The sequence below is a fragment of the Desulfobulbaceae bacterium genome, from assembly GCA_015231515.1.
Taxonomy (GTDB): domain Bacteria; phylum Desulfobacterota; class Desulfobulbia; order Desulfobulbales; family VMSU01; genus JADGBM01.
The window spans coordinates 1-20,950 of sequence record JADGBM010000048.1 but is presented as its reverse complement, the minus strand read 5'-3'; the positions used below and the strand labels follow the sequence as shown (position 1 = coordinate 20,950).

General features: G+C 42.7%; 15 protein-coding genes and 1 pseudogene. 2 read left to right on the top strand and 14 right to left on the bottom strand.

All coding sequences use genetic code 11. From position 1 onward, the window contains the following. Window positions 1–64 precede the first annotated feature (64 nt). The 5 genes and pseudogenes from HQK80_09145 to HQK80_09125 form a co-directional block, all read right to left on the bottom strand. Window positions 65–2,272, bottom strand: a pseudogene (locus tag HQK80_09145) (DEAD/DEAH box helicase family protein). After that, the gene (locus HQK80_09140) at window positions 2,269–2,478 is read right to left on the bottom strand and encodes a helix-turn-helix domain-containing protein (protein ID MBF0222374.1); all 210 of its coding nucleotides are present in this window, start codon (window positions 2,476–2,478) and stop codon (window positions 2,269–2,271) included. Before HQK80_09140 ends, HQK80_09145 begins: the two are co-directional and overlap by 4 nt. Window positions 2,479–2,829: 351 nt before the next feature. Further along, window positions 2,830–3,342: an NUDIX domain-containing protein gene (locus HQK80_09135; GenBank protein MBF0222373.1), complete on the bottom strand. Its 513-nt coding sequence runs from the start codon at window positions 3,340–3,342 to the stop codon at window positions 2,830–2,832. Beyond that, window positions 3,339–5,603 carry a response regulator gene (locus HQK80_09130; protein ID MBF0222372.1) on the bottom strand — a complete coding sequence of 755 codons (2,265 nt, stop codon included), beginning with the start codon at window positions 5,601–5,603 and terminating at the stop codon, window positions 3,339–3,341. Before HQK80_09130 ends, HQK80_09135 begins: the two co-directional genes overlap by 4 nt. Before the next feature lie 173 nt (window positions 5,604–5,776). Further along, window positions 5,777–7,267: a leucyl aminopeptidase gene (locus tag HQK80_09125; protein MBF0222371.1), complete on the bottom strand. Its 1,491-nt coding sequence runs from the start codon at window positions 7,265–7,267 to the stop codon at window positions 5,777–5,779. Between the two features lie 232 nt (window positions 7,268–7,499). On the opposite strand from HQK80_09125, the gene HQK80_09120 reads away from it, so the two are divergent. Beyond that, a complete protein-coding gene (locus HQK80_09120; protein MBF0222370.1) occupies window positions 7,500–8,546 on the top strand; it encodes an HlyC/CorC family transporter in 1,047 nt (348 codons plus the stop codon). 68 nt (window positions 8,547–8,614) lie between these two features. Here HQK80_09120 and HQK80_09115 read toward each other — a convergent pair whose 3' ends face one another. From HQK80_09115 to mgtE, 3 genes are read right to left on the bottom strand one after another with little or no spacing between them, the layout of a single operon-like run. After that, the gene (locus HQK80_09115) at window positions 8,615–9,970 is read right to left on the bottom strand and encodes a 4Fe-4S binding protein (GenBank protein ID MBF0222369.1); all 1,356 of its coding nucleotides are present in this window, start codon (window positions 9,968–9,970) and stop codon (window positions 8,615–8,617) included. A 1-nt stretch (window position 9,971) separates the two neighbouring features. Next, window positions 9,972–11,081: a trypsin-like peptidase domain-containing protein gene (locus HQK80_09110; GenBank protein ID MBF0222368.1), complete on the bottom strand. Its 1,110-nt coding sequence runs from the start codon at window positions 11,079–11,081 to the stop codon at window positions 9,972–9,974. Window positions 11,082–11,094: 13 nt separating this feature from the next. After that, window positions 11,095–12,477, bottom strand: a complete 1,383-nt coding sequence (gene mgtE / locus HQK80_09105) for a magnesium transporter (protein MBF0222367.1) — start codon at window positions 12,475–12,477, stop codon at window positions 11,095–11,097. Window positions 12,478–12,692: 215 nt separating this feature from the next. Between mgtE and HQK80_09100 the strand changes: the two genes are divergently transcribed. Further along, a complete protein-coding gene (locus HQK80_09100) occupies window positions 12,693–14,840 on the top strand; it encodes a hypothetical protein (GenBank protein ID MBF0222366.1) in 2,148 nt (715 codons plus the stop codon). Between the two features lie 11 nt (window positions 14,841–14,851). On the opposite strand, the gene HQK80_09095 is transcribed toward HQK80_09100, so the two are convergent. From HQK80_09095 to HQK80_09070, 6 genes are all read right to left on the bottom strand, one after another. Continuing rightward, window positions 14,852–15,160, bottom strand: coding sequence for a hypothetical protein (locus tag HQK80_09095; GenBank protein ID MBF0222365.1), 309 nt, complete (start codon window positions 15,158–15,160; stop codon window positions 14,852–14,854). Then, the gene (locus HQK80_09090; GenBank protein ID MBF0222364.1) at window positions 15,160–16,605 is read right to left on the bottom strand and encodes a DegQ family serine endoprotease; all 1,446 of its coding nucleotides are present in this window, start codon (window positions 16,603–16,605) and stop codon (window positions 15,160–15,162) included. The genes HQK80_09095 and HQK80_09090 overlap by 1 nt, the downstream gene beginning before the upstream one ends. Continuing rightward, window positions 16,589–16,861 (bottom strand): hypothetical protein, encoded by a 273-nt coding sequence (locus HQK80_09085; GenBank protein MBF0222363.1) that lies wholly within the window; start codon window positions 16,859–16,861, stop codon window positions 16,589–16,591. The genes HQK80_09090 and HQK80_09085 overlap by 17 nt, the downstream gene beginning before the upstream one ends. A gap of 174 nt (window positions 16,862–17,035) precedes the next feature. Beyond that, the gene (locus tag HQK80_09080) at window positions 17,036–17,437 is read right to left on the bottom strand and encodes a Rho termination factor N-terminal domain-containing protein (protein ID MBF0222362.1); all 402 of its coding nucleotides are present in this window, start codon (window positions 17,435–17,437) and stop codon (window positions 17,036–17,038) included. A gap of 123 nt (window positions 17,438–17,560) precedes the next feature. After that, window positions 17,561–19,672 (bottom strand): carboxy terminal-processing peptidase, encoded by a 2,112-nt coding sequence (locus HQK80_09075; GenBank protein MBF0222361.1) that lies wholly within the window; start codon window positions 19,670–19,672, stop codon window positions 17,561–17,563. 48 nt (window positions 19,673–19,720) lie between these two features. Then, window positions 19,721–20,653: a tRNA-dihydrouridine synthase family protein gene (locus tag HQK80_09070; GenBank protein MBF0222360.1), complete on the bottom strand. Its 933-nt coding sequence runs from the start codon at window positions 20,651–20,653 to the stop codon at window positions 19,721–19,723. Window positions 20,654–20,950: the final 297 nt, after the last annotated feature.

Below are 20,950 nucleotides of genomic sequence, written 5' to 3'. Positions count from 1 at the left end.
ATCCAGGGTATTATGATGTGGCTGCCGGCGGCGTTGTTTTGGCTGGTGAATCGTACGAACTCTCCGCCAGGTTGTTGTAGAGGTAATTCGCTGTATCGGCAAAGGCAGTGAAAACAAGGACCTTTCTATTGCCGTCATTGATAGGGTTTTCAATCTTGCTGAGAATCAGGGCTTTCAGGTGTTGCAGCTTGGCATCGTCCTCGGGGGTGACTTTTGCCATGGAGCTTAGCAAGGCGTTAATAACTTCCAGATCAACCTTCAGATCGTGTTCCCACGAAGGAAGATCCATGTCGGCAAGGTTTATCTTCACCTTGCCGCCGATCTCGGCGTCATCCGGAACCGGGATATCGTCCTCCTCGGCTTCGAGGTTTGCCAGGCTATCGGTCCAGTCAGAGACACTGCCAGCATCGCCTGCGACCCTGAATGAATTGATTTTGCTCAGGGTGCGGGCGTGGTTGTCATGCAGGCTTTTCAGGGTAAGCCGAAATGCCTCAACCGAGCTTTCCAGGCGCTTGAGCAGATTGGTCGTCATCAATGCCTGCAGGCTTCGCTCTCTGTCGCGCTGGCTAAAGCGCACACTGCCGCCTTTGGCCTGTGTGTCGTAGAGGTCTTCATATTTTTTGAGCCGACTGGGCAGGATGTAGCTGATCGGGGCGTAGACGGCCAGTTTAAGCAGCGAGAGCTGGTCAAATATTTCATTGAAGCTCATAACATCCGTGCGCCCGGTCAAAGGCGAATGGAATGACAGCGGTTTGCGGCGCTCGGGAAACTGGCCTATATCACTGGTGTCGTAAAAGGTCTGAATGTGCTTGCGTGAACGGGCAATGGTGACGCTGTCAAGCAACTCAAAGAAGTCAAAATCAAGGGAATCAAGAATAGCTCGCGCCGTGCGATCCTCGGGTGCCAGTTTTGACCACTGGTTGAAGACCGTTTGGGCATTGCGGAAGATTTCTTCCACTGATCTGCCCGTGCGCAGCTTCTTGCTGAGATTTTCAGAGTCGCCTTCGTAAGCCAGCGCGAGTTGGTTGCGTAGATCATTAAAGCGGTTATTGACCGGGGTGGCAGACAGCATCAGGACCTTTGTTTTAACGCCTTGGCGGACGACCTGGTTCATCAGCTTCTGATAGCGGGTTTCCCGATCTTTAACGGCATCGTTGTTGCGGAAATTATGTGATTCATCAATGACGACCAGATCATAGTTGCCCCAATTGATCCGATTCAGAGGAATTCCAAACGACTCACCCGAGGTGCGGGAAAGGTCGGTGTGGCACAGCACATCGTAATTGAAGCGATCCCTGGAGAATATGTTGGTCGTCAGGTTGCTGTTGTAATTCAACCAGTTGTCCGCAAGTTTCTTGGGGCACAGAACAAGCACCGAACGGTTGCGCAGTTCGTAATATTTCACAACAGCCAGAGCCGTGAATGTTTTACCAAGCCCCACGCTGTCGGCTAGGATGCAGCCGTTGTAGGTTTCCAGCTTGTTGATAATGCCTACTGCGGCATCACGCTGAAAATTGAAAAGCTTGTTCCAGACCAGCGTGTCCTGATAACCCGTGCGATCATTGGGCAACACGTCTTCATCAATATCATCGAGGAAATCGCTGAAAATATTGTAGAGCATCAGGAAATAGATGCGCTCGGGTGAATTTTCCTGATAGACCGACGCGATATGATCACAGATCGCGTCGGTCACATCTTCAAGTTTTGTCGGGTCACTCCATATCTGGTCAAAAAGCTGAAGGTATGTCGAAGTAAAGGCCGTCTCGTCTACCCGGTTGACGATGTTGGAAACGGCATCGCCTTGGCTGTATCCCAGATCCACGGCGGTGAAACCATGCAAAGGCATATATGCCGCTTCCAGCGAAGGCCCCTGAATGCAGGCAAACTGCTGCATTGGGGATTTGGTTTTGTTGGAGCGGAATCTGGCTTTGCGGCGCATCCATTCAGCACACTCGCGGGCAATGGCACGCTGGGTGAGTTTATTGCGAAGCTGGATTTCAAATTCGGAGCCGTAGAGGCTGCGTTCCCGGTTGGCCTTGGGGATAAAAAACTCTCGGCGTTCTTTTCTGAGTTTGTCGGTGACTTCGTTAGGAACGAAGGTAGGTGCTGTGAAGATGAATTCCAACGACTCAATTTTTGCGAGTTCGGACTTTAAAGCTTCATAGGCATAAATCGAAAAGCACGATGCCGCGATTTTGAGTTTAGCCTTGGGGTGGATGGAAGCCTTTAGATCGTCGCCCAGCAAAGAATTGATGTTGTCGACGATCTTCATTCGTCCGAACCCTTCCTGTTGCGGTCCGCCGCACCACCAGCCTCAACCCAGGCATCGACCTGATTTTTTTTGAACTTCCAAAGACGGCCCATGCGATGGGCGGGCATCGCCTGCTTGTCAATCCAGCGGTAAACGGTGTCACTGCTGACACCGAGGTACTTGCCTATCTCGTCTACTGATAGCCAGCGGTCTTCTATCTCGGCCATATCTCCAACTTCTCAGGGGCGATTGGTTTTCTTGCCACACCAGAGGCGGTAACGGGGATGCTGGGCACAGGCTCCCCAACTTAAAAGATCCTCTAATGTATTTAGGCAAAGGCTGATTGTCAAACGATTTCGTCCGGATAAAGCCGCAAAGGCCTGCTCAAGGGCGTATCACTGGCGACTGGCGATTCTCCCCGCGTAAAACGGGCATGGCATCCAATATATCCAGGTTAGAATTGAGGTAAATATGAGTTGGCGGGAGAGATCTTAGTGGGGGGCTCAGACAATTATCTTGATCTTTCCGGCTTGTTTTTGCCGGAAGCTAAGATACTGATCCAGCGTTATAATTTAGAGTTAGAACGAATCAATCAAGCCATCGGTCAATATTTTATTAATAATTTCAATTCCATCGGGAGTATACCTTTCAATGGCCATCTCTTTGACGACAGCATCAATTGACTTAAAAGACCCGCTTTCAACCTCCTCTTTCTGGAGAATAAAGGGTCCTTCATGTCGGCAGGAAAAAACCCTCCCCCAGACCTTGTTGTCGATATCTGCAAAGTAGTGATCAAAAAGAAAAACCAACTCCGCAACAACACCCAGTTCTTCGGATAGTTCCCGTTTGGCGGAGAGTTCGTACGATTCACCAGCCAAAACAACGCCGCCGGCAGCCACATCATAATACCCTGGATAAATATCTTTGCTCAGCGTCCTCTTTTGCACATACAAATCATTGTAAGAATTAAAAACTAAGATGTACGTGGCGCGATGAATAATCTTACGGGCCCGCATTTCCTGTCGCGTACACTGCCCGCATTCATGATTTTGCCCATCAACAATTTGTACTACTTCGAAATCGCTGTTCATTTGTTAAGGTCACCTGCCAATCGATTTTTATCTTCCCACCAGACAACAATTTCGTCATAAAGTTGTTTCATTTCCAACAATAAATCATGATAGAGATAGATCTCACCATTCTGGGCAATTTGTCCAAGCTCTGAGGCCTTTTCAGAAAGCCGATCGGCACACATATTTGCTGCAGTACCTTTTATGGTATGACAAAGTGATCGTATTTTTTCGTCATCTTTTTCCTGCACTGCTTCAGTAAGACTACTGAGTAGTTGGGGGCCACGTTCATCAATAAGCATAGAGATCAGTTTAGCCGCCAGATCTTCTTTTTGATAACACATATCTTTAAGAAATCGATCATAATCAAGGGCCATTTCAAGAGAACCACTACGAGCTTCATCAATCTCTTGGTAGTTTAATTGAAGACCCAAAACTTTCGTAATTTCAGAAATAAGTCGTGTCTCATTAACTGGCTTACTGACATAGCCGTCCATGGCTGATGCCAGACATTTTTCACGATCCCCTTTCATGGCATGAGCTGTTATGGCAATAATAGGAGTCGGTTTAAGGTTATTATCTCGTTCATACTGTCTTATCCTTGCCGTAGTTTTGTACCCGTCGATACCAGGCATTTGAATATCCATCAATATAATATCAAATTCTGATTGCTCACATTGGGCGATTGCATCCAGCCCACTAGCTACGTATGTTATACTAAGAAAGTATTTTGAAAGTAAAGCCTTGGCCAGTTCTGCATTGATCAGCACATCTTCAACAAGAAGTACGTGTAAATCCAGCTCTTTGATCTGGGCGGTAATTGTCGATGAAAGCGCACCGTTCAAATGTTCAGGAGTAGTGCATTCCTCATCATCAGGCTCAAGCTGCGTGATCTTCATCGGAAGAATAAAACTAAACGTTGAGCCCTTGCCTAGTTCACTATCCAGCCATATTCGTCCCTTCATCATCTCAACTAAACGTGCAGATATTGATAAGCCTAGACCAGTTCCGCCATGATTTCTTGAAACAGAACTATCAATCTGCGTGAAGGAGTTAAATATATCTGATTGAAACTCAGGTTCAATTCCGACTCCGGTATCAATAACCTGAAACAAAAGCTGTACTGAATCATTTGACTCAACTTTATGAGTCGTACCAACCCTTAAAGTGATAGTTCCTTCGTTGGTAAATTTTAGAGCATTGCCAAGTAAATTAATTAGTATTTGTCGAAGTCGAATTGGATCACCAATATAACTATCCGGTGTTTCAGCGCTGATAGTAGTCCTGCATTTAATCGGTTTTTGTTTTACTTGTAACTCTATAACCTTGAAGGCAGAGTTAACAAGGTTACGCAACGAAAATGGTCGTTCAGACAACATTAATTTCTTTGCTTCAAACTTCGAGAAATCGAGTATATCATTTATAATATTGAGGAGATGTTCTGATGATGATCTCGCCATCGTCAAATATTTACGCTGATTATTTGTCAATTCAGTGCCTAGCACCAAGTCAGTCATACCTATGATCCCATTCATAGGTGTACGAATCTCGTGGCTCATATTAGCTAAAAATTCACTTTTTGCCTTATAGGCTTTCTCAGCATCTTTTTTGGCCAGATTTATCCGTTCGACAAGTGGTGACATCGATCGTTTCATTAAATAGCCCCCGGCAATAATCAAGATCAAAGACGCTAGTACCGAAAAGACAATCGCATTAGCAAAGGCAAGCTGGATATCCTTAAGATAGATTTTCACAACCAGGCCCCAGTTCAAAGCCACTATTGGTCCGTAGGCAGCTACCACCGATCGCCCCAGGTGGTCCTTGATTATCTCGGTGCCGGTTTGTCCATTTATAGCTTTGCCCATCGGTTTGCCTAAGATTTTTTGGAGTAAAACAGGCTCTAGTGTTGATGTCTCCGGCGCAACAATAAAGTGGACTAAACCATCCGTGCCTAATTGTCCAATTATGTAATTTGTTGAAGAGTTTGGCACAGGGGTAGACTCTGAAATACCAGGGGTACTTAAAGAGTTATTGAGGATAGGAGTCAAATACTGAAAAACAGGTTGACCGTTAATGATATCTGACTGTTGAGAATGTTCGGAGAGGCATGCTTGTGTTGTTTCAATAATCTTAGCAAGGCGCAGAGTTACCTCCAGAAGTTGATCTCTTTGGTGTTCTATGGCATTACGATAAAGAAAATAAATTGACCCTCCGGTACCAAATGTCGCAACCGCAAACATTATCACAATTGCCAAACGAAGTATTGCGTTTTTATCTTTCACAATAAGATCATGACTATTTCTAAATACATCTTTTCCAGGGAAATGCGTAGATACGCTTATGGTGTCACAGGATACCTTGTCATGCAAGAAAAAATGCGTTGAAATCCTGCCAAAGCGACATAATGATCACACTTTTGACAGAAAAAACTATTGTTTGAGGCGGGGAATGACTCTCACCAACTGCGAATTGCTTCAAGTAGAAGCCTCACCCCTACCCCAGAAGGACCTTTAGGGATATAGGATTTTTCGGTAAAATTCCAAGCCGTTCCGGCTATGTCGAGATGTACCCATTTGGCATCACCGACAAACTCTTGAAGAAATGCCCCAGCAGTAATAGTGCCCGCCCCTTTCTCTCCCACATTTTTAAGGTCAGCAATTTTTGACTCTATCTGCTTGCTGTACTCTTTGGTAAGAGGCAAACGCCAGACAGGTTCACCACATCTTTCACCTGCCTGTTCAATTTTTTTGGCGAGTTCAGTATCATTGCTCATCATGCCTGAACAGTGATGACCGAGACCGACAATAACTGCGCCAGTCAATGTTGCCAGATCCAATACGGCATCCGGCTTAAACTTCTTCACTCCGTAGGACAGGGCGTCAGCAAGGATCAATCTCCCCTCGGCGTCTGTATTTTGAACCTCAACGGTTTTACCGTTATATTGGGTTATGATGTCTCCTGGTTTTAAGGCGGCAGGACCTGGCATATTGTCTGTAGCTGGTACAATTGCCACCACATCCACATGCCTTGGCTTTTCGGTACCAATCGCCTGCATCGTAGCCATAACAGCTGCACCACCGCACATATCATATTTCATATCATACATACCGGCGCCCGGCTTAATGGAAATTCCTCCGGAGTCAAAGGTTAAGCCTTTCCCTACAAGAAGAATTGTAGGAACTTTTTTACCTGTTCGATATTCAAGAACAATCATTTTCGGTGGCTCAGAAGAGCCTCGATTGACAGCTAAAATGCCACCCATACCCATTTTCTGAAGCTGCGCTTTGGCATAAACTTGTCGTTTAAACCCATATTTTTTCGCTAAGTGCAGGCTGAATGCCTCAAAATCTGAAGCTGTCATGTTGCTGCCAGGTTCATTAGCCATGTCACGGGCACAAATCACTGCTTCAGCGTTTACGACCCCTTTTTTAACACCTTTTCGGGCTAATTGAGTCTGGGAGCATACCAAGGTGACTTTATTGATTTTAGTGCAGTTATCTTCTTCTTCAGATTTTTTCGATTTATACTTGTCAAATGAGTAGTTAGCCAACAGCAACCCCTCTGTCAAGGCCTGACACATATCAGTAATCGGAAAATCAATCTCAGGAACCATCAGTAAAATTTCGATAGCCTTAGTTTTTTTTGCCTTTTTGACGATTGTCCCACCACATAAGCGAAACGATTCAGTTGTCAACGCATCTGAACCTAAACCAACAGCTAAAACTCTTTTTGGAGATTTACTTGGGCCACTTGAAAGCGGATAACACAGTAATGTCTGACCATCCTTACCGTTAAAATCACCAATCGCATGAGCGGCATGAATATGTTTTAGCGCTTGTTTATGGGAACATTGTGGTTTATCAGAACCCTTAGTTTGTTTTATGCAGCAAACCAGCATATCGCCGAAGTACTTATCAGAAATATTTTGTGTTACTACTACTTTCATATACGCTCCCAAATTTTTACCTCTTGATGTTATAGGCTGTAAACCGTATACAGCTTCTTTCAAATTTACTATAAATAACTATCACTTATAGTATAATGATGCAAGTGCGAGCCTCTAGTTGTTCATAAAGTTGCCTTAAACTGCAACATGATACCTGTTAATTAAAGACTTATTTCAACTGCTTACATAAAAAATACTACTTCCAATCGACAATCATCAAGGAGATGTCAACGTGCTTTTACAACTGTGTGTTTCTGCTGGAATTGCAATTATTGTATCTGCACTATGCAGTATAGCTGAGGCTGCTTTGTACTCAGTGTCTCATAGTCACATTGAATTACTGGCTAAATCCGGAAAAAAATCAGGACTGATCTTAAAAGAGCTTAAGGATGACATAACAAGTCCAATTACCGCCATACTAACCCTCAACACTATTTGCAATACAATGGGGGCAGCTGTGGCGGGAGCATCTGCTGTAGCTCTATTTGGTGACTCCATGCTGGGAGTATTTTCAGCCCTGTTCACCCTGTTCATCTTAATTTTTTCAGAAATTATTCCCAAAACGGCCGGTGTTGCCTATTCCCGAAAAATAGTCACCTGGATGGCATATCCCCTCTATTTTTTAGTAAAGGTATTTAAACCGTTCATATGGCTATGTAATAAGATAACCCGGCTGATCGAAAAATCAGGCCAAAAGGCATATATCTCCTCTAAAGAGATTAAAATAATTGCCTCCATGAGTAAACATTCTGGTGAGATTGATCATCAGGAGGAGAAAATCATTGTTAACATTCTGGAGCTTCGCAGCAAAAATGTCCGCAAAGCCATGACACCGAGAACGGTTACTTTCACTCTTGACGCTAACCTTACAGTTGCAGAGGCAGCTGATTTCAAGGATAAATGGAACATACACAGCCGAGTGCCGGTCTATGACTCTGTCCCCGACAATATTGTGGGTATTGTTTTACGGAAAGAAGTTTTGATTAATGCTGCGGATGGGAATTTAGACACCAAATTGTCAGAACTTATGGAAGCACCACATTTTGTTCCTGAGTCCATTCCCTTGCCGAATGTCTTACTCGAGTTTTTTGAACATCGAGTCCATTTATTTGTCGTTGTTGATGAATATGGTGGTTTTACCGGCATTATCAGCCTGGAAGACATCATTGAGGAAATAATGGGCGAGGAGATCATGGACGAGTCTGATGAAACTCGCGATATGCGTGCCTTAGCCCGGTTTAAAAAAGCAACGAGACAAAACAAACACGCAATTACCTGAACAGGCAAAACAGCAAATCGATCTACCTGTCTGCAATTGCATATAGCCATGCCTGGCGCGACAGGCCTTCAAAAAATTACACTGAGATAAAAAAGCAGAAAAACACTGATTAGTAAATTAAGGCCTATAAACGATCGTAATTTAACAACGCCCTCAAAATCCTCAAGACAGAAACGCCATAGTATGTAACAGGCTGCAATTGCACCGTTGAGCATAAAAAAGGCCGATAGAATCTGGACGGGAAAATAGGGAATAGTAAAACTCAGTCTTTCAAATACAGAAAAGCCGAACTGACGGCCAAAGGTCGGCAAAAAATCACCAATTCCGGCCGTGAAATATTCCATTCGATAGACAAGTTCCCCGACAAAGGCCATAGGAACCAGGACAGGCACCATTGGCGAAAATCTTCCAAAAACAGGGTCATCAGTTCTGCCAAGCATTATGTTGCCAAGTCGTATACCTGCCAGCACCACCACGAAAGCGACAACGAGAAGAGCACTAAAAGCGGCTGCATCAGATCCAAAAAAAGAGAGCAATGAAGAGTACGCCTCTTTTTGCCGCAAAAATCGGGCAAATTGAGAACCAATCAAAAACGGGACAATATAACTACAGGTAATATACCTGCCCTTGTTCCGGATAAGTTCTGAGTATGGGTTTCTAATGAGAAACTGTGGGGCATCCCTGTCACAGTTAGGTATGCAGTGACCACAAACCAGACAATGCAGATTGTTCTTCACGGAATAGGCACCTAGATACACCGGGCAACCACGCTTACCATCTCCGCCCCGTTGGCATGCAAATGTCTTACACTCTTTGCAGCGCTCATGATTGGCACGAAATTCAGTGATTGCCAGAGTTGCTGCAGCCCCGCTGATTCGACCCAAAGGACATAGGTGCCGACACCAGGCCTGCCCCTTATAGAAAACGGCAACGGCTGTAAATCCTATAATCATGGACAGAACCAGCCAGGACGTGCCTAAGGGCTTGTGCTCAAGGCCTGCAACAATCTCGGTCCAGATAATTACGGCGAGCAGAAATACCGAGAGATACACACCATATTTTTGCAAAAACTTTGGAGGGGCCAATGAAAACGAAAAGCCTTTCCTTTGCAAGAAAAGACCAAACCCTGGGAAAGGACATATGCCACACCACATCCTTCCTACAAAAAACCATGAAAGTACAATTGCCGGCCACAGAAGACCCCAGGTTAAAAATCCGGCGATGTTTTTAGTCGGATCAGATGGGCCAAAGAATCCAGAAACAATTACGATTAAGAACAGTATATCGCCACCAGTCCGTAACACCGCATAATGATGTCTGGTAGCAAGGAAACGGCGAAAACCCGGGAAAATCTTAAAGAGATCCAGTTGGTCACTATCATCAAAAGAAATCAGACTGCGTATCGCCCTTGTCCACCAAGTCAAATCAGCCAACCTCTTCTAGAATAATTTGTACGGAGCGGATCATACCATCACGAATAATTTCAACTGTTACCTGATCACCAATCTTGTAATTATCGAGTTCATTGCGCAGATCATCAAAACTGGTAATTTTCTTGCCATTTATTGCTTTGATAATATCGCCAAGTTCTATATCAACATTACCCCGGCTTGTCCCACGGATACCAGCCCTATCAGCAGCACTTCCTTCTAGTACATCAATTATCAGCAGGCCATCAATATTCAATCGTTTATTAATGGTATTATTAGCAATTGTGACTCCAAGGCCAGGCCGAATATTTTTTCCATATTTAATCAAGTCAGGGACAACACGATTGACAATCTCAACAGGAACAGCAAAGCCTATGCCAGCATTTTGCCCGGCAGGGCTGTATATAGCGGTGTTGACTCCAACCAGGCGACCGGCACTATCAAGTAACGGACCGCCTGAATTGCCGGGGTTAATCGCAGCATCGGTCTGAATAACTCCGCGAATTGTTTGTCCTGTTACAGATTCAATCTCTCGATCTAAAGCACTGACGATACCAGCGGTCAAGGTATGATCGAGGCCAAAGGGGTTACCAATGGCAAAGACTTTCTGACCAACAAGTAAATTGTCAGACTCACCGATAATAATGGGCTGTAAGCTGGTGGATGGCGCAGATACAGATAGTACAGCCAGATCCTTTTCTGCACTTATACCAACAACCTTCCCTTTCTTTACGGTTCCGTCGCTTAAAGTTACTTCAACACTGTTGGCGTCTTCAATAACATGGTAGTTTGTAACAATATGACCATCAGTATCCCAGACGAAGCCCGAGCCTGTTCCACGGGGGATCTCATAGACATTTAAACTGAAAAAATCTCGTCTGATTTGACTGGTTGTAATATAGGCGACCGAAGGAGAGGTTCGTTCAAAGAGTTCAATGGTTGATTGTTCGTCAGCGGCAAGATCACCACGCGCTGTGACTATCCGTGGTGGTGCGCTCTCTCTTTTTGGAGTTATCTCAGGGCGGGCAAAAATAAACCAAAGGCCAATTAATACTATAAAAAGCAGAGTGAATGAGTTCATTCTGCCGGACTGATTGAATATCATGTTCATAAATGAATCATAAGCCCAGGAAGTATTTGGCAATGCTGAAAAAGGCAATAACCCCAAGGATATCTATCGAAGTTGTTACAAATGGACCCGTTGCAATGGCCGCGTCAATATTAAGTTTTTTCAGGGTTAAGGGGACAATGGAACCCACCGTTGTCGCTAGAATCATTACAAAAACTACTGATATTCCAACAACAATACCCAGCCGGGCTGTCTCAGGGTATCCAAAGTAAGCAACCGCACCAATTAAACACCCGTATATGGTGCCAAGAATAGTTCCCACTCGAAATTCCTTATATATTACTTTAGAAATTTCTTGCAGGTTAATACGCCCTGTTGCAATGCCACGGACGATAATGGTGCTTGACTGCGTAGCGATGTTGCCACCCATTCCGACGATTATGGGAATGAACGCTGCTAGCGTGACGACTTTCTCAAGCTCAGCTTTAAAATAGGCGATAACGACAATAGCTAATACTCCGCCCACACAACTGGCAAACAGCCATGGCGCACGGGTAAGGGCATTGGACATGGTTGATTTAAGTAAAATCTCATCATCCTTACCAGCACCAGCCATTTGAAAGAAATCTTCGGTTGCCTCCTGCCGGATAACATCAATAACGTCATCAACTGTAATGATTCCTATTAAATTAAATGACGAGTCCACTACGGGCACAGCAAGTATATTGTACCGAGAAACAACATGAGCAACCTCTTCCTGGTCGGTTTCAGAGCTTACCGCAATAACCTTTGGATTCATGATATTCTTCAGCAACCTGTAGGGAGGGTGCATCAGAAGCTCTCGAAGCGACAAAACTCCGGTTAAGTGATTTCCTTCTCTAACAATATAAAGGTAGAAAACCATCTCAAGTTTTTCACTTTTTTCCTGGATACTTTTAACTGCATCACCAACGGTAGTTTCCTCATCTAGTGCCAAAAAGTTAGGGGACATAAGTCCACCGGCACTTTCAGAGTCATACTGAAGAAGTTCATCAACTTCCTGACGATCGCTAATTGCCATAAGCTGGCGAATCTCATCTGCCAATTCACCAGAAAGTGCCTCAAGAAGGTCAGCCGCATCATCAGCCGCCATCTTGTCAATAACAGACACCATAAATTTGGGAGTTAACTCGCCAACCAACTCAACCATGATTGACTGGTCTAACTCGCTCAGCACTTCGCCAACATGTTGGGTCTGAGCAACAATATTAAAGACGTTCTGTCTTTCTTCCGGGGTCAGATGCCTGAAAACCCGAGCAAGATCAGCAGGATGAGTTTTATTGATCAGTTTGAGAAGATTATCGACAGCCTTACGACGAATTAACCTTCGAATTGTATCAAAAAGAACTGTCCCTTCTTTCTCTATACGTTCAGATCTAATTGGGCTGTTCATATGTTTTCCTTAATAGCAGATAGTATGGCTTAGTGCAGACCATTGAGGGAGAGAACCAAGGCCAATTAGAAATTGATTTCCATTTTACTCTAACTGGAAATTCACAATAAAAACATGTAATATTAAAAATAAACCCTTGTATCGTCAATAAAAATATGGTTGGCACTAATCTCAACACACCAATAATAAAAATGATGGTTACGAAGACGAACATTATGAACAATTTTATGCGTACGGGGATTTACTTCATAAAGTTTTTCAGTATCATCTCACTTTTTATTTTGGTGGCCAACAGTGCCGCATTTTGTCAACCACCAACTCTCCCTCCTTCCGTAACCGTTGATAAAAGCACCGATTTTATCAACCTCACACAACATATCATTTACACTGTTGATAAAACATCAACTCTTACAATCGACCAAATTCTTAATCCCTCAAAACCTGTCAAATTCATTCGCCATCAACAAGACAGTATAAATCTTGGTTTTGACAGCTCAACCTTGTGGTCGGCTTTTTCTCTACACAACACTGATCACAATCCACTTGAGATCGTGCTTGAGGTTCCCTTCCCGCTTATCGATACAATTCGGCTCTATCAAGTTGACTTCAATGGCAAGTTAAACGTTCTTTCAGCGGGAGAACTTATACATAATTCACAAACACAGTCCAAGGATAGGTATCGAAATCCGAAGTTCAGAGTAACTCTGAAACCACGTAATACTCAGAAGTTTTACCTTTCAGCCCAAGATAAAGGATCGGTGCCGTTCTCGTTAGAATTGAGGAGTCTTCATGCCTTCGAGCTCCACAAACTAAAGGACAATGCCCTGTTCGGTGGGTATTTCAGCCTGTTTTCTGTCATTTTACTCTATAACCTGATTGTCTTTTGCATAATAAAAACGAAAACCCACTTTTACTACGTGTGTTATCTTCTCAGCTTGTTACTGTGGCAGGCCACTTACAGCGGTCACGCCTCGCTTTTTCTCTGGCCCAATCATACGTACTTAACCAATCACGCGGTTCCATTTTTTATCAGTGTTGCTGCAATCTGCGGGATTCTATTTTCTAAACACTTTCTCAAAACCTCGATTTTTGCACCGAAAATCAATAAATTCTTAAACCTCTTGTTTGCTTGTTTTGTTGTCACACTTTTCATGAGTTTCATCCCAGACTATACAATAAGCGTTATTTTAGCAGCCTTCTTTTCCATACTGTTTACGCTTTTGATATTTGTGACAGGTATAACATCATGGAAAAATGGTTTTAAACCTGCTCGTTATTTTACTGTCGCCTGGTTTTTCCTGCTTTCTGGAACCTTGCTGCTCGCCTTGAAGAGTTTTGGTGTGATTCCAAGCACATTCGTAACAGAATATGGCCAATATATGGGATCATTATTTGAAATTTTTCTTCTTTCATTAGCCTTGGTAGATATGATTGAGGTCCTGAAAAAAGAACGAGAAGAAGCCCTGCACAATGCCTTTGATATTGAAATAGAAGCCAAAGAAAAACTAGAGATTAAAGTCGCAGACCGTACCCGCGAACTTACCCAAATAAATAATCACCTTGAAGACGTTTCAAGCAAACTTTCTAAATATTTATCTCCTCAAATCTATAATTCAATTTTCAGCGGCAAAACCAATGCAACTCGTATTTCCAGCCGTAAACATCTGACAGTATTCTTTTCTGATATCGTAGGATTTACAGATTTAACCGACTCAATTGAGCCAGAGGAGTTGTCAAGGATTCTCAACGATTACTTGACTGAAATGGCTGAAATCGCCCTGAAGTACGGGGGTACAATAGATAAATTTATAGGAGACTCAGTGATGGTTTTCTATGGTGACCCGGAAACCAGAGGTGACACCGAAGATGCTGTGCTCTGTGTGAAAATGGCGATTGAAATGCAAGAGAGAATCAGAACTTTTCATACACAGTTTCCTCAAACATTGAGCCATTCATTGCAAGTACGAATGGGAATACATTCTGGATTTTGCACCGTGGGTAGTTTCGGTGCGGAGAAGAGGCTCGAATATACCATTATCGGCGGGGCAGTGAATCTTGCCAGTCGCCTGGAGGGAGTTTCTGAGCCTGGCATGATCCTGATATCGTCCTCGACCTACTCTCACATAAAAGATGTAATAGCCTGTAAAAAACACAAAACGGTCAAAGTGAAAGGGATCAACGCACCGGTTGACACCTATCTGGTTCTGGATACTGGCAGCGATGATATTTTAAAGGCTGGAACGTACGAAGAGAAAGGTGATGGGTATTCAGTTTTTATTGATCTTAATGGTATATCATCTGAAAGTAAAGATCACTTAGTTGGTCAGTTGACAAAAACCTTACAGAAACTTCAAGCCTTGTGATAGATACAATATTAGGCTCTACCGTTATCAGCGTTGTTTATTGGAGGTATTTGTTCGGCTATATCACTCTTGTCTGAATCAACGCCTCGAGAAGTCCAATTACCGCCTTCACTTGCCTCTCTATTCTCTTTTCGGATTGATTCAGCTTCACGCTTTGCCACACTATATTCAAGTGCTAATTTTTTACGATTCTCAATTTCTCTGTTAACAATAAAATAATTGAGTATCGGCTTAACAACAAACATAAAAACAAGCAGTATTAAGACGATATTGACAACCAGCGGGACAAAAGGGCTTAATAGGGCTATCAAGCTATCCATTACTTTTTCTTAAGCAATATAAATCGAGTTTGATTTCTACTCTTAACGAGAAGCAGCACGTTAAGCTCTTTGGAATCAATAAGCAGTTTTTCTAAATCCTTAACAGTGGAAAGCTGAACACGATTCTGACCGACACCGCCTTCAAGCAAGATATCCCCTCGCTGCAAACCAGACTGCTCTGCAAGACTGCCCTGTTCAATATTTGTTATAATTAATCCATCCTCAATATCAGCTCCCATGGATTTAGCAAGTTCGTCGGTCATTTTCTGCACTGTTAGACCCAGGTCTTTGGATGAGTAGATTGTATCATCGTTTTTAGATGACGACACAGCATCCTCCTGAAGTTCTCCAATCACAACGGTTAACCGCCTTTTCTGCCCCTCTCTGAAAAAAGTGATTTCTGCCTCTGTACCGACAGAAGTCTGGGCAACTAAAGCGGGAAGCATATTCATTTGACTTATCTCTTTGCCCTGAAACTCTGTGATTATATCACCAGATTTTATTCCAGCTTTTTCGGCAGGACTATCGGCCATTACATGTCCAACTAAGGCACCAATCGGTCGGTCAAGATCAAACTGTTCGGCAAGATCAGCTGTAACCGGTTGAATCATGACGCCCAACATACCTCGAGTAACTTTGCCATTACCCTGAAGCTGGGAGACTACATTCTTTGTCATATTCGCTGGAATCGCAAAGCCTAAACCAATATTGCCACCATTTCTACTGTAAATAGCGGTATTAATTCCCATCAGCTCACCATCCATATTAAATAATGGGCCTCCCGAGTTTCCGGGATTTATAGAGGCATCTGTCTGAATAAAGTTCTGATAAGGCCCGTCACCCAAAGTCCTACCTTTGCCACTTACAATGCCGGCAGTAACGGTATGATCAAATCCAAAGGGATTACCAATAGCTAAAACCCAATCACCGACTTGAAGTTTGTCAGAATCACCAAAACTGGCGAATACCAGGGAGTGTTTGGGGGTGATTTGAATTAAGGCGAGATCCGTCTTCGGGTCTTTACCTATTACCTTTGCCGTGTACTCTTCAAAATTAGAAAGCCGTACATTTATCTCATCAGCATTTTCAATGACATGGTTATTGGTAATGATAAATCCGTCTGCTGAAATAATAACTCCGGAGCCAAGACTTGTTCTTTTTTGGGCCGGAAGCTGTTGTTCTCTGGGTTGTTGCGGAACATCGAAAAAATGGCGAAACAGGTCGGGCACCTGATCATTTTCAAAGAAGAAATTGTATGGCAGATTTCGTGATTGAATAGTTTGGGTGCTGTAGATGTTAACGACTGTTGGGCCATATTTTTTGGCCAAATCGGCAAAACTGGCGGGAACGTTCTGGGCCTGTACTTGAGTGACTAGCAAGGAGATTACCAACCAGAAAGGCAGTGCGATACGACTCAAAAAAAACTGTTTAGTTTTGAAGTTCATTAAGTAATTCATCGATTTGCTCCTGGGAAACAAGTACATCAGATGCATCATAATCATCCGAAAATTCAATGGTTTTAAATTTTTGTTTCAACTGACGTTTTTTCTGTATACGTGTCTTTATCTTTCCGGCACTAAGTTTACGCAACTCTTTGTCTACAACTGCGACAGCTAAATGATCTGTTTTAGTAGTAAATTCTTGAGGATCAAAATTGTCGATAAAGGTATTGATGCGAGCTAATTCTCTCTCAAAGACCATGACCCGACAAGATTAACACCCCATAACAGTAAGAGACATCGACAAAGGCTCACGCCACCATCATCCAACTTTAGAATGCTAAACACCTCTCCTTATAAAAGTACGCTATACCGTGCAACCAAGCCCACTGAAACTAGAGCGAACCCGGACTTTCGTAGAATTAATAAAAAAACCTTAAACGGCTTTTTTAAACTTACGACTTTTCTTCTTCAAAAGACTAATTCGTCTACGCAAAGTATTAAATTGGGCTTTGTCCCCATCTTCTTTGCTGGCCACCAGCTCTTTTCTTAAAGAGTTGATCTCCGCCTTACAATCTTTTGCTGAAGTTTTTGGAGCTTTTGGACCGGAAGAAGCTTTTTTATTCGCAGCTTTAGGGGCTTTTGCTTTGGGTGCTCCAGTCTCAGCAGTCGCGTCTGCACCTCCGCTTGTTCCTTTAATGGCAGCCAAAAGCTCATCTTTTTTCATGCCACTTATCCCGGTAATGTCAGACTCTTTAGCTAAATCACGCAACTCTTTAACTGTCATTTTGTCGAGTGGCTTTTGTTCTTCAGCTAACGCTTGTTTCTCATCCGTCATTTTCATGCTCCTTGTGACTCATTAGTAAATAAAATCATATTGAACTGTAGTGCTAAAAAATTATAGGTAAATCTACAAAAAAATTCAACTTTCAAGAGCATAATAATCTTGAAAGGACAACTGTCAGGAAAAATCATCTAAAACTGATAAAGATTCTATCACATAAGGATCTTCCTGAAGGCGATCAACCATCAACTGCTGTTGCTCTTCCTTGGTATACTCTTTAGCTTCATCTTCTTTTGATAGTCCAGATGTTTCAATTCTGTGCGGAGAGCCAGTATTTGCAGACTCATCTTTAACAGATTCCCTCGCCTTTTTGACAGAATCAATATCGATAGCTATCAGGGTATGCTCAAGCCTCTTTTTACTCTCATTTGCGTCTTTTTCTATCTGTAAAAAATCATCATCGTTTTTGACTCTCGAACTGCTTGTCGCCTTTAATGTGTTCAGATTAAAATGGTCTTTCCACATGTCGAAGTCAACGGGATCAATTGTATCCCATGGCATGGAGTTTTCCATATACTGCTCTCCAGTCTCAGCATATTGGAAACGATCAGGAAGAATAATGTCAGAGACAATGCCCTTGCGCTGGGTCGATTCACCATTAACTCGATAAAATTTTTGGGTAGTTACTTTTAGGTGGCCTAAAGGCTTATATTTTGTCATGTTAACACTGAAAAAAGGAAGCTTGGTATCAAGGTTAATCAATGTTTGAACAGTTCCTTTTCCATATGAATGATCACTGCCGATAATGACAGCCCTATTATAATCCTGTAAAGCACCGGCGAGTATTTCTGAGGCAGATGCACTGAATCGATTGATCAGAACTACAATAGCGCCATCATAGTAAATGCTCTTATCGTAGTCATAAAGAACCTCCGCCTTCTGATCATTTGTTTTAATCTGTACAATTGGACCTGTTTCAATAAACAGTCCGGCAATTTTTACGGCATCGACTAACGCTCCACCGCCGTTGTTTCTTAAGTCAATAATCAGGCCCTGGGTTTTTTCGGACTTAAACTCATCAAGTGCCTTTATAACATCATCGGTTACGTTACGCCCTGAACCACCGTTTTTAGTCTGTTCGAAATCCCTGTAAAAAGAAGGTATTTTGAGATAGGCAAATTTTTCATTAGTTTTATTTGTTAAAACGGCACTCTTAACGAAGGTTTCTTCTAACTGAACCACGTCACGAATGATCGGAATAATTGATATTTTTCCCTCGGCGGTCTTTACGGTAAGTCGAACTTCGCTGCCTTTGGGCCCACGAATCAATTGAACTGCATCACGAATCGGCATGTCAGTTATATCAACAGGTTCCTCATTTGATTGTGCTACCATCAAAATTGTATCACTAGCGTGAAGTTTTTTCTGACGATAGGCAGCACCTCCCGGAATAATCCGCATCACCTTTATAAAACCATCTTCTTCTTGAAGAACCGCACCTATTCCTTCAAGCGAACCGCGCATATGTATATCAAAGTCTTCCTTCTGGGTCGGTGCCATGAAACTGCTGTGGGGATCAAAAGCCCTGGCAACGGCAGTGAAATAACGTTCAACAACGTCACTTTTTTCCCTTTTGAGTATGCGTCCAAGAACTTCCCTGTTACTTTTTAATACTTTCTCTTTAGCCTCCTTTCTAAGGTCGGCATCACTCTTATTCTCTGGTGCGATTGCGGCTTCAACTTTTACCTTGTTAATATCTACCAAATCCAGATACCTGGAAACAACTTGATAGGTGACTGTCTTAAGCCAGCGTTGCTTAAGTTCGTCAACAGTGGTGCTAAAAGACAGTTTTTCCGGGTCAACCTCAAGTAACTCCTTTGACTGAAAATCAATGGTGACTTTCTCTATCTCGTCTAAAAATCCAAGAATTTGTGTCGTCCTTTGCTTAATGATCTCCTCAGCTACATTAGGAAAGACTATATGGCCACTGGTCATCTCATCATCAAGGGTTTTCGCATAAGGTGAAAGAGCGTCTAAATCCTGTTGAATAAAATAGCGTTTCTGAGGATCAACTTGTTTAATATACTGTTTAAAGGTATCTTCTGAGAATGAATCATTAATAGGCTTATGGGTGTAATGATTCTCCGAAAGTTGTTTAGAGATTATGTAACTTAAAAGTTTTGATTTGTTGCTGTCATAACCAACCTCAGTAGTACTTGCATTTGAGGAGACATAGGTTACCAACGAAAAACATACCACTACCACTGTGCAAATTTTCTTATAGTCCATCGCCAAACCGCCTGAATTTAAATGAGAACAAAGATAATAAAAATTAACTCACTCAAGTGCTAATTTTTCTGTTTCGAAAAGAAATACAACATAATCATTATATTGATCTATTCGAGTACTTTTCTGGATTTTTTTAATTATTTGATCAGAATTATCAAATATTTGGCCAAGATAATTCCAAATTGCCTTCATTTTTCCCAGTAAATGTGAGGGACCAAACAAGAGTTCATTGTATTGTTTGAATAGGTCATTATGGAATTGTACCAATATTTCACGATGACTACCAGCAGTGAATTGTTTTCCGGTTCCCCTGCAACTATCGGCAAGAAAAGGATTTGAAAGCGCTGCCCTGCCAATCATCCAACGGTTCAAAGCTGGAAATCTGTCTTTAAGTGTCAAAAGGAACTCTTCGTTAGTTATGTCGCCATTATAGACAACTTGATGGGAGGTTTGAGCCAAACAGTTACCAAAGCCTGTCAGATCGACATCTCCTTTGTACATTTGTACCCCCAGTCGCGGGTGTATGATTAACTCTTTAAGGGGATACCGGTCGAAGATCTTCAGAAGTACAAGTATTTCCTCTGGAGAATTTCTGCCCAGTCGGGTCTTTATTGACAACCCATGAGGCCATTTAGCACACACTTGTTCAAGGATACTGTCAATTTGATCTGGATAGGGTAATAGACCGGAACCTCGTCTTTTTTTGGCAACCATCTGCACCGGACACCCCAAATTCCAATTAATTGAAGTATAGCCGAGTTCACCGATCTTTTCGGCAATAAACAGGAAGTCTTCAGCGTTTTTACTCAGAACCTGAGGAGTCACCGAAAGTCTGGTATTTCGCTCAGGGAAAAGATCCTTCAAGTAATTAGGTTTTAACTTTCGACTTGATACGGAACAGACGAAAGGGGCAATTGCACAATCGAATCCGTCGAAATATTTTGCAAAAGTCTGCCTATAGACCGCATCAGTTATTCCCATGATGGGTGCTAGATATAATTTCATAAGGTGTCGATAATTTCTAGATCAGCCGATAAGCGACAGGCGTGACAATCAAGATCATGATAGAGTAAAAACCATGCATTTTGTTTTGCATATAGGCGCATAAGCGTCTCCTTAACATCAATGACCTCAAGCGGAAAATTGTCATATGACATTATCCATAAAGGGTTCAAATGATGTGTTGTGGGTAACAGATCTCCAAGGTGAACTGCAGTGGCTTCTTCAGATCGCAACTCAACAACTTGATGTCCCCTCGTATGCCCACCTGTCTTTATA

What these genes read in the sequence shown, in the direction of transcription:
- mgtE (MBF0222367.1), bottom strand. Translation starts at nt 12,477, where the DNA reads ATGAACAGCCCAATTAGATCTGAACGTATAGAGAAAGAAGGGACAGTT.
- HQK80_09100 (MBF0222366.1), top strand. Translation starts at nt 12,693, where the DNA reads ATGAACAATTTTATGCGTACGGGGATTTACTTCATAAAGTTTTTCAGT.
- HQK80_09080 (MBF0222362.1), bottom strand. Translation starts at nt 17,437, where the DNA reads ATGACGGATGAGAAACAAGCGTTAGCTGAAGAACAAAAGCCACTCGAC.
- HQK80_09125 (MBF0222371.1), bottom strand. Translation starts at nt 7,267, where the DNA reads ATGAAAGTAGTAGTAACACAAAATATTTCTGATAAGTACTTCGGCGAT.
- HQK80_09135 (MBF0222373.1), bottom strand. Translation starts at nt 3,342, where the DNA reads ATGAACAGCGATTTCGAAGTAGTACAAATTGTTGATGGGCAAAATCAT.
- HQK80_09070 (MBF0222360.1), bottom strand. Translation starts at nt 20,653, where the DNA reads ATGGGAATAACTGATGCGGTCTATAGGCAGACTTTTGCAAAATATTTC.
- HQK80_09110 (MBF0222368.1), bottom strand. Translation starts at nt 11,081, where the DNA reads ATGATATTCAATCAGTCCGGCAGAATGAACTCATTCACTCTGCTTTTT.
- HQK80_09140 (MBF0222374.1), bottom strand. Translation starts at nt 2,478, where the DNA reads ATGGCCGAGATAGAAGACCGCTGGCTATCAGTAGACGAGATAGGCAAG.
- HQK80_09085 (MBF0222363.1), bottom strand. Translation starts at nt 16,861, where the DNA reads ATGGTCTTTGAGAGAGAATTAGCTCGCATCAATACCTTTATCGACAAT.
- HQK80_09095 (MBF0222365.1), bottom strand. Translation starts at nt 15,160, where the DNA reads ATGGATAGCTTGATAGCCCTATTAAGCCCTTTTGTCCCGCTGGTTGTC.
- HQK80_09090 (MBF0222364.1), bottom strand. Translation starts at nt 16,605, where the DNA reads ATGAACTTCAAAACTAAACAGTTTTTTTTGAGTCGTATCGCACTGCCT.
- HQK80_09075 (MBF0222361.1), bottom strand. Translation starts at nt 19,672, where the DNA reads ATGGACTATAAGAAAATTTGCACAGTGGTAGTGGTATGTTTTTCGTTG.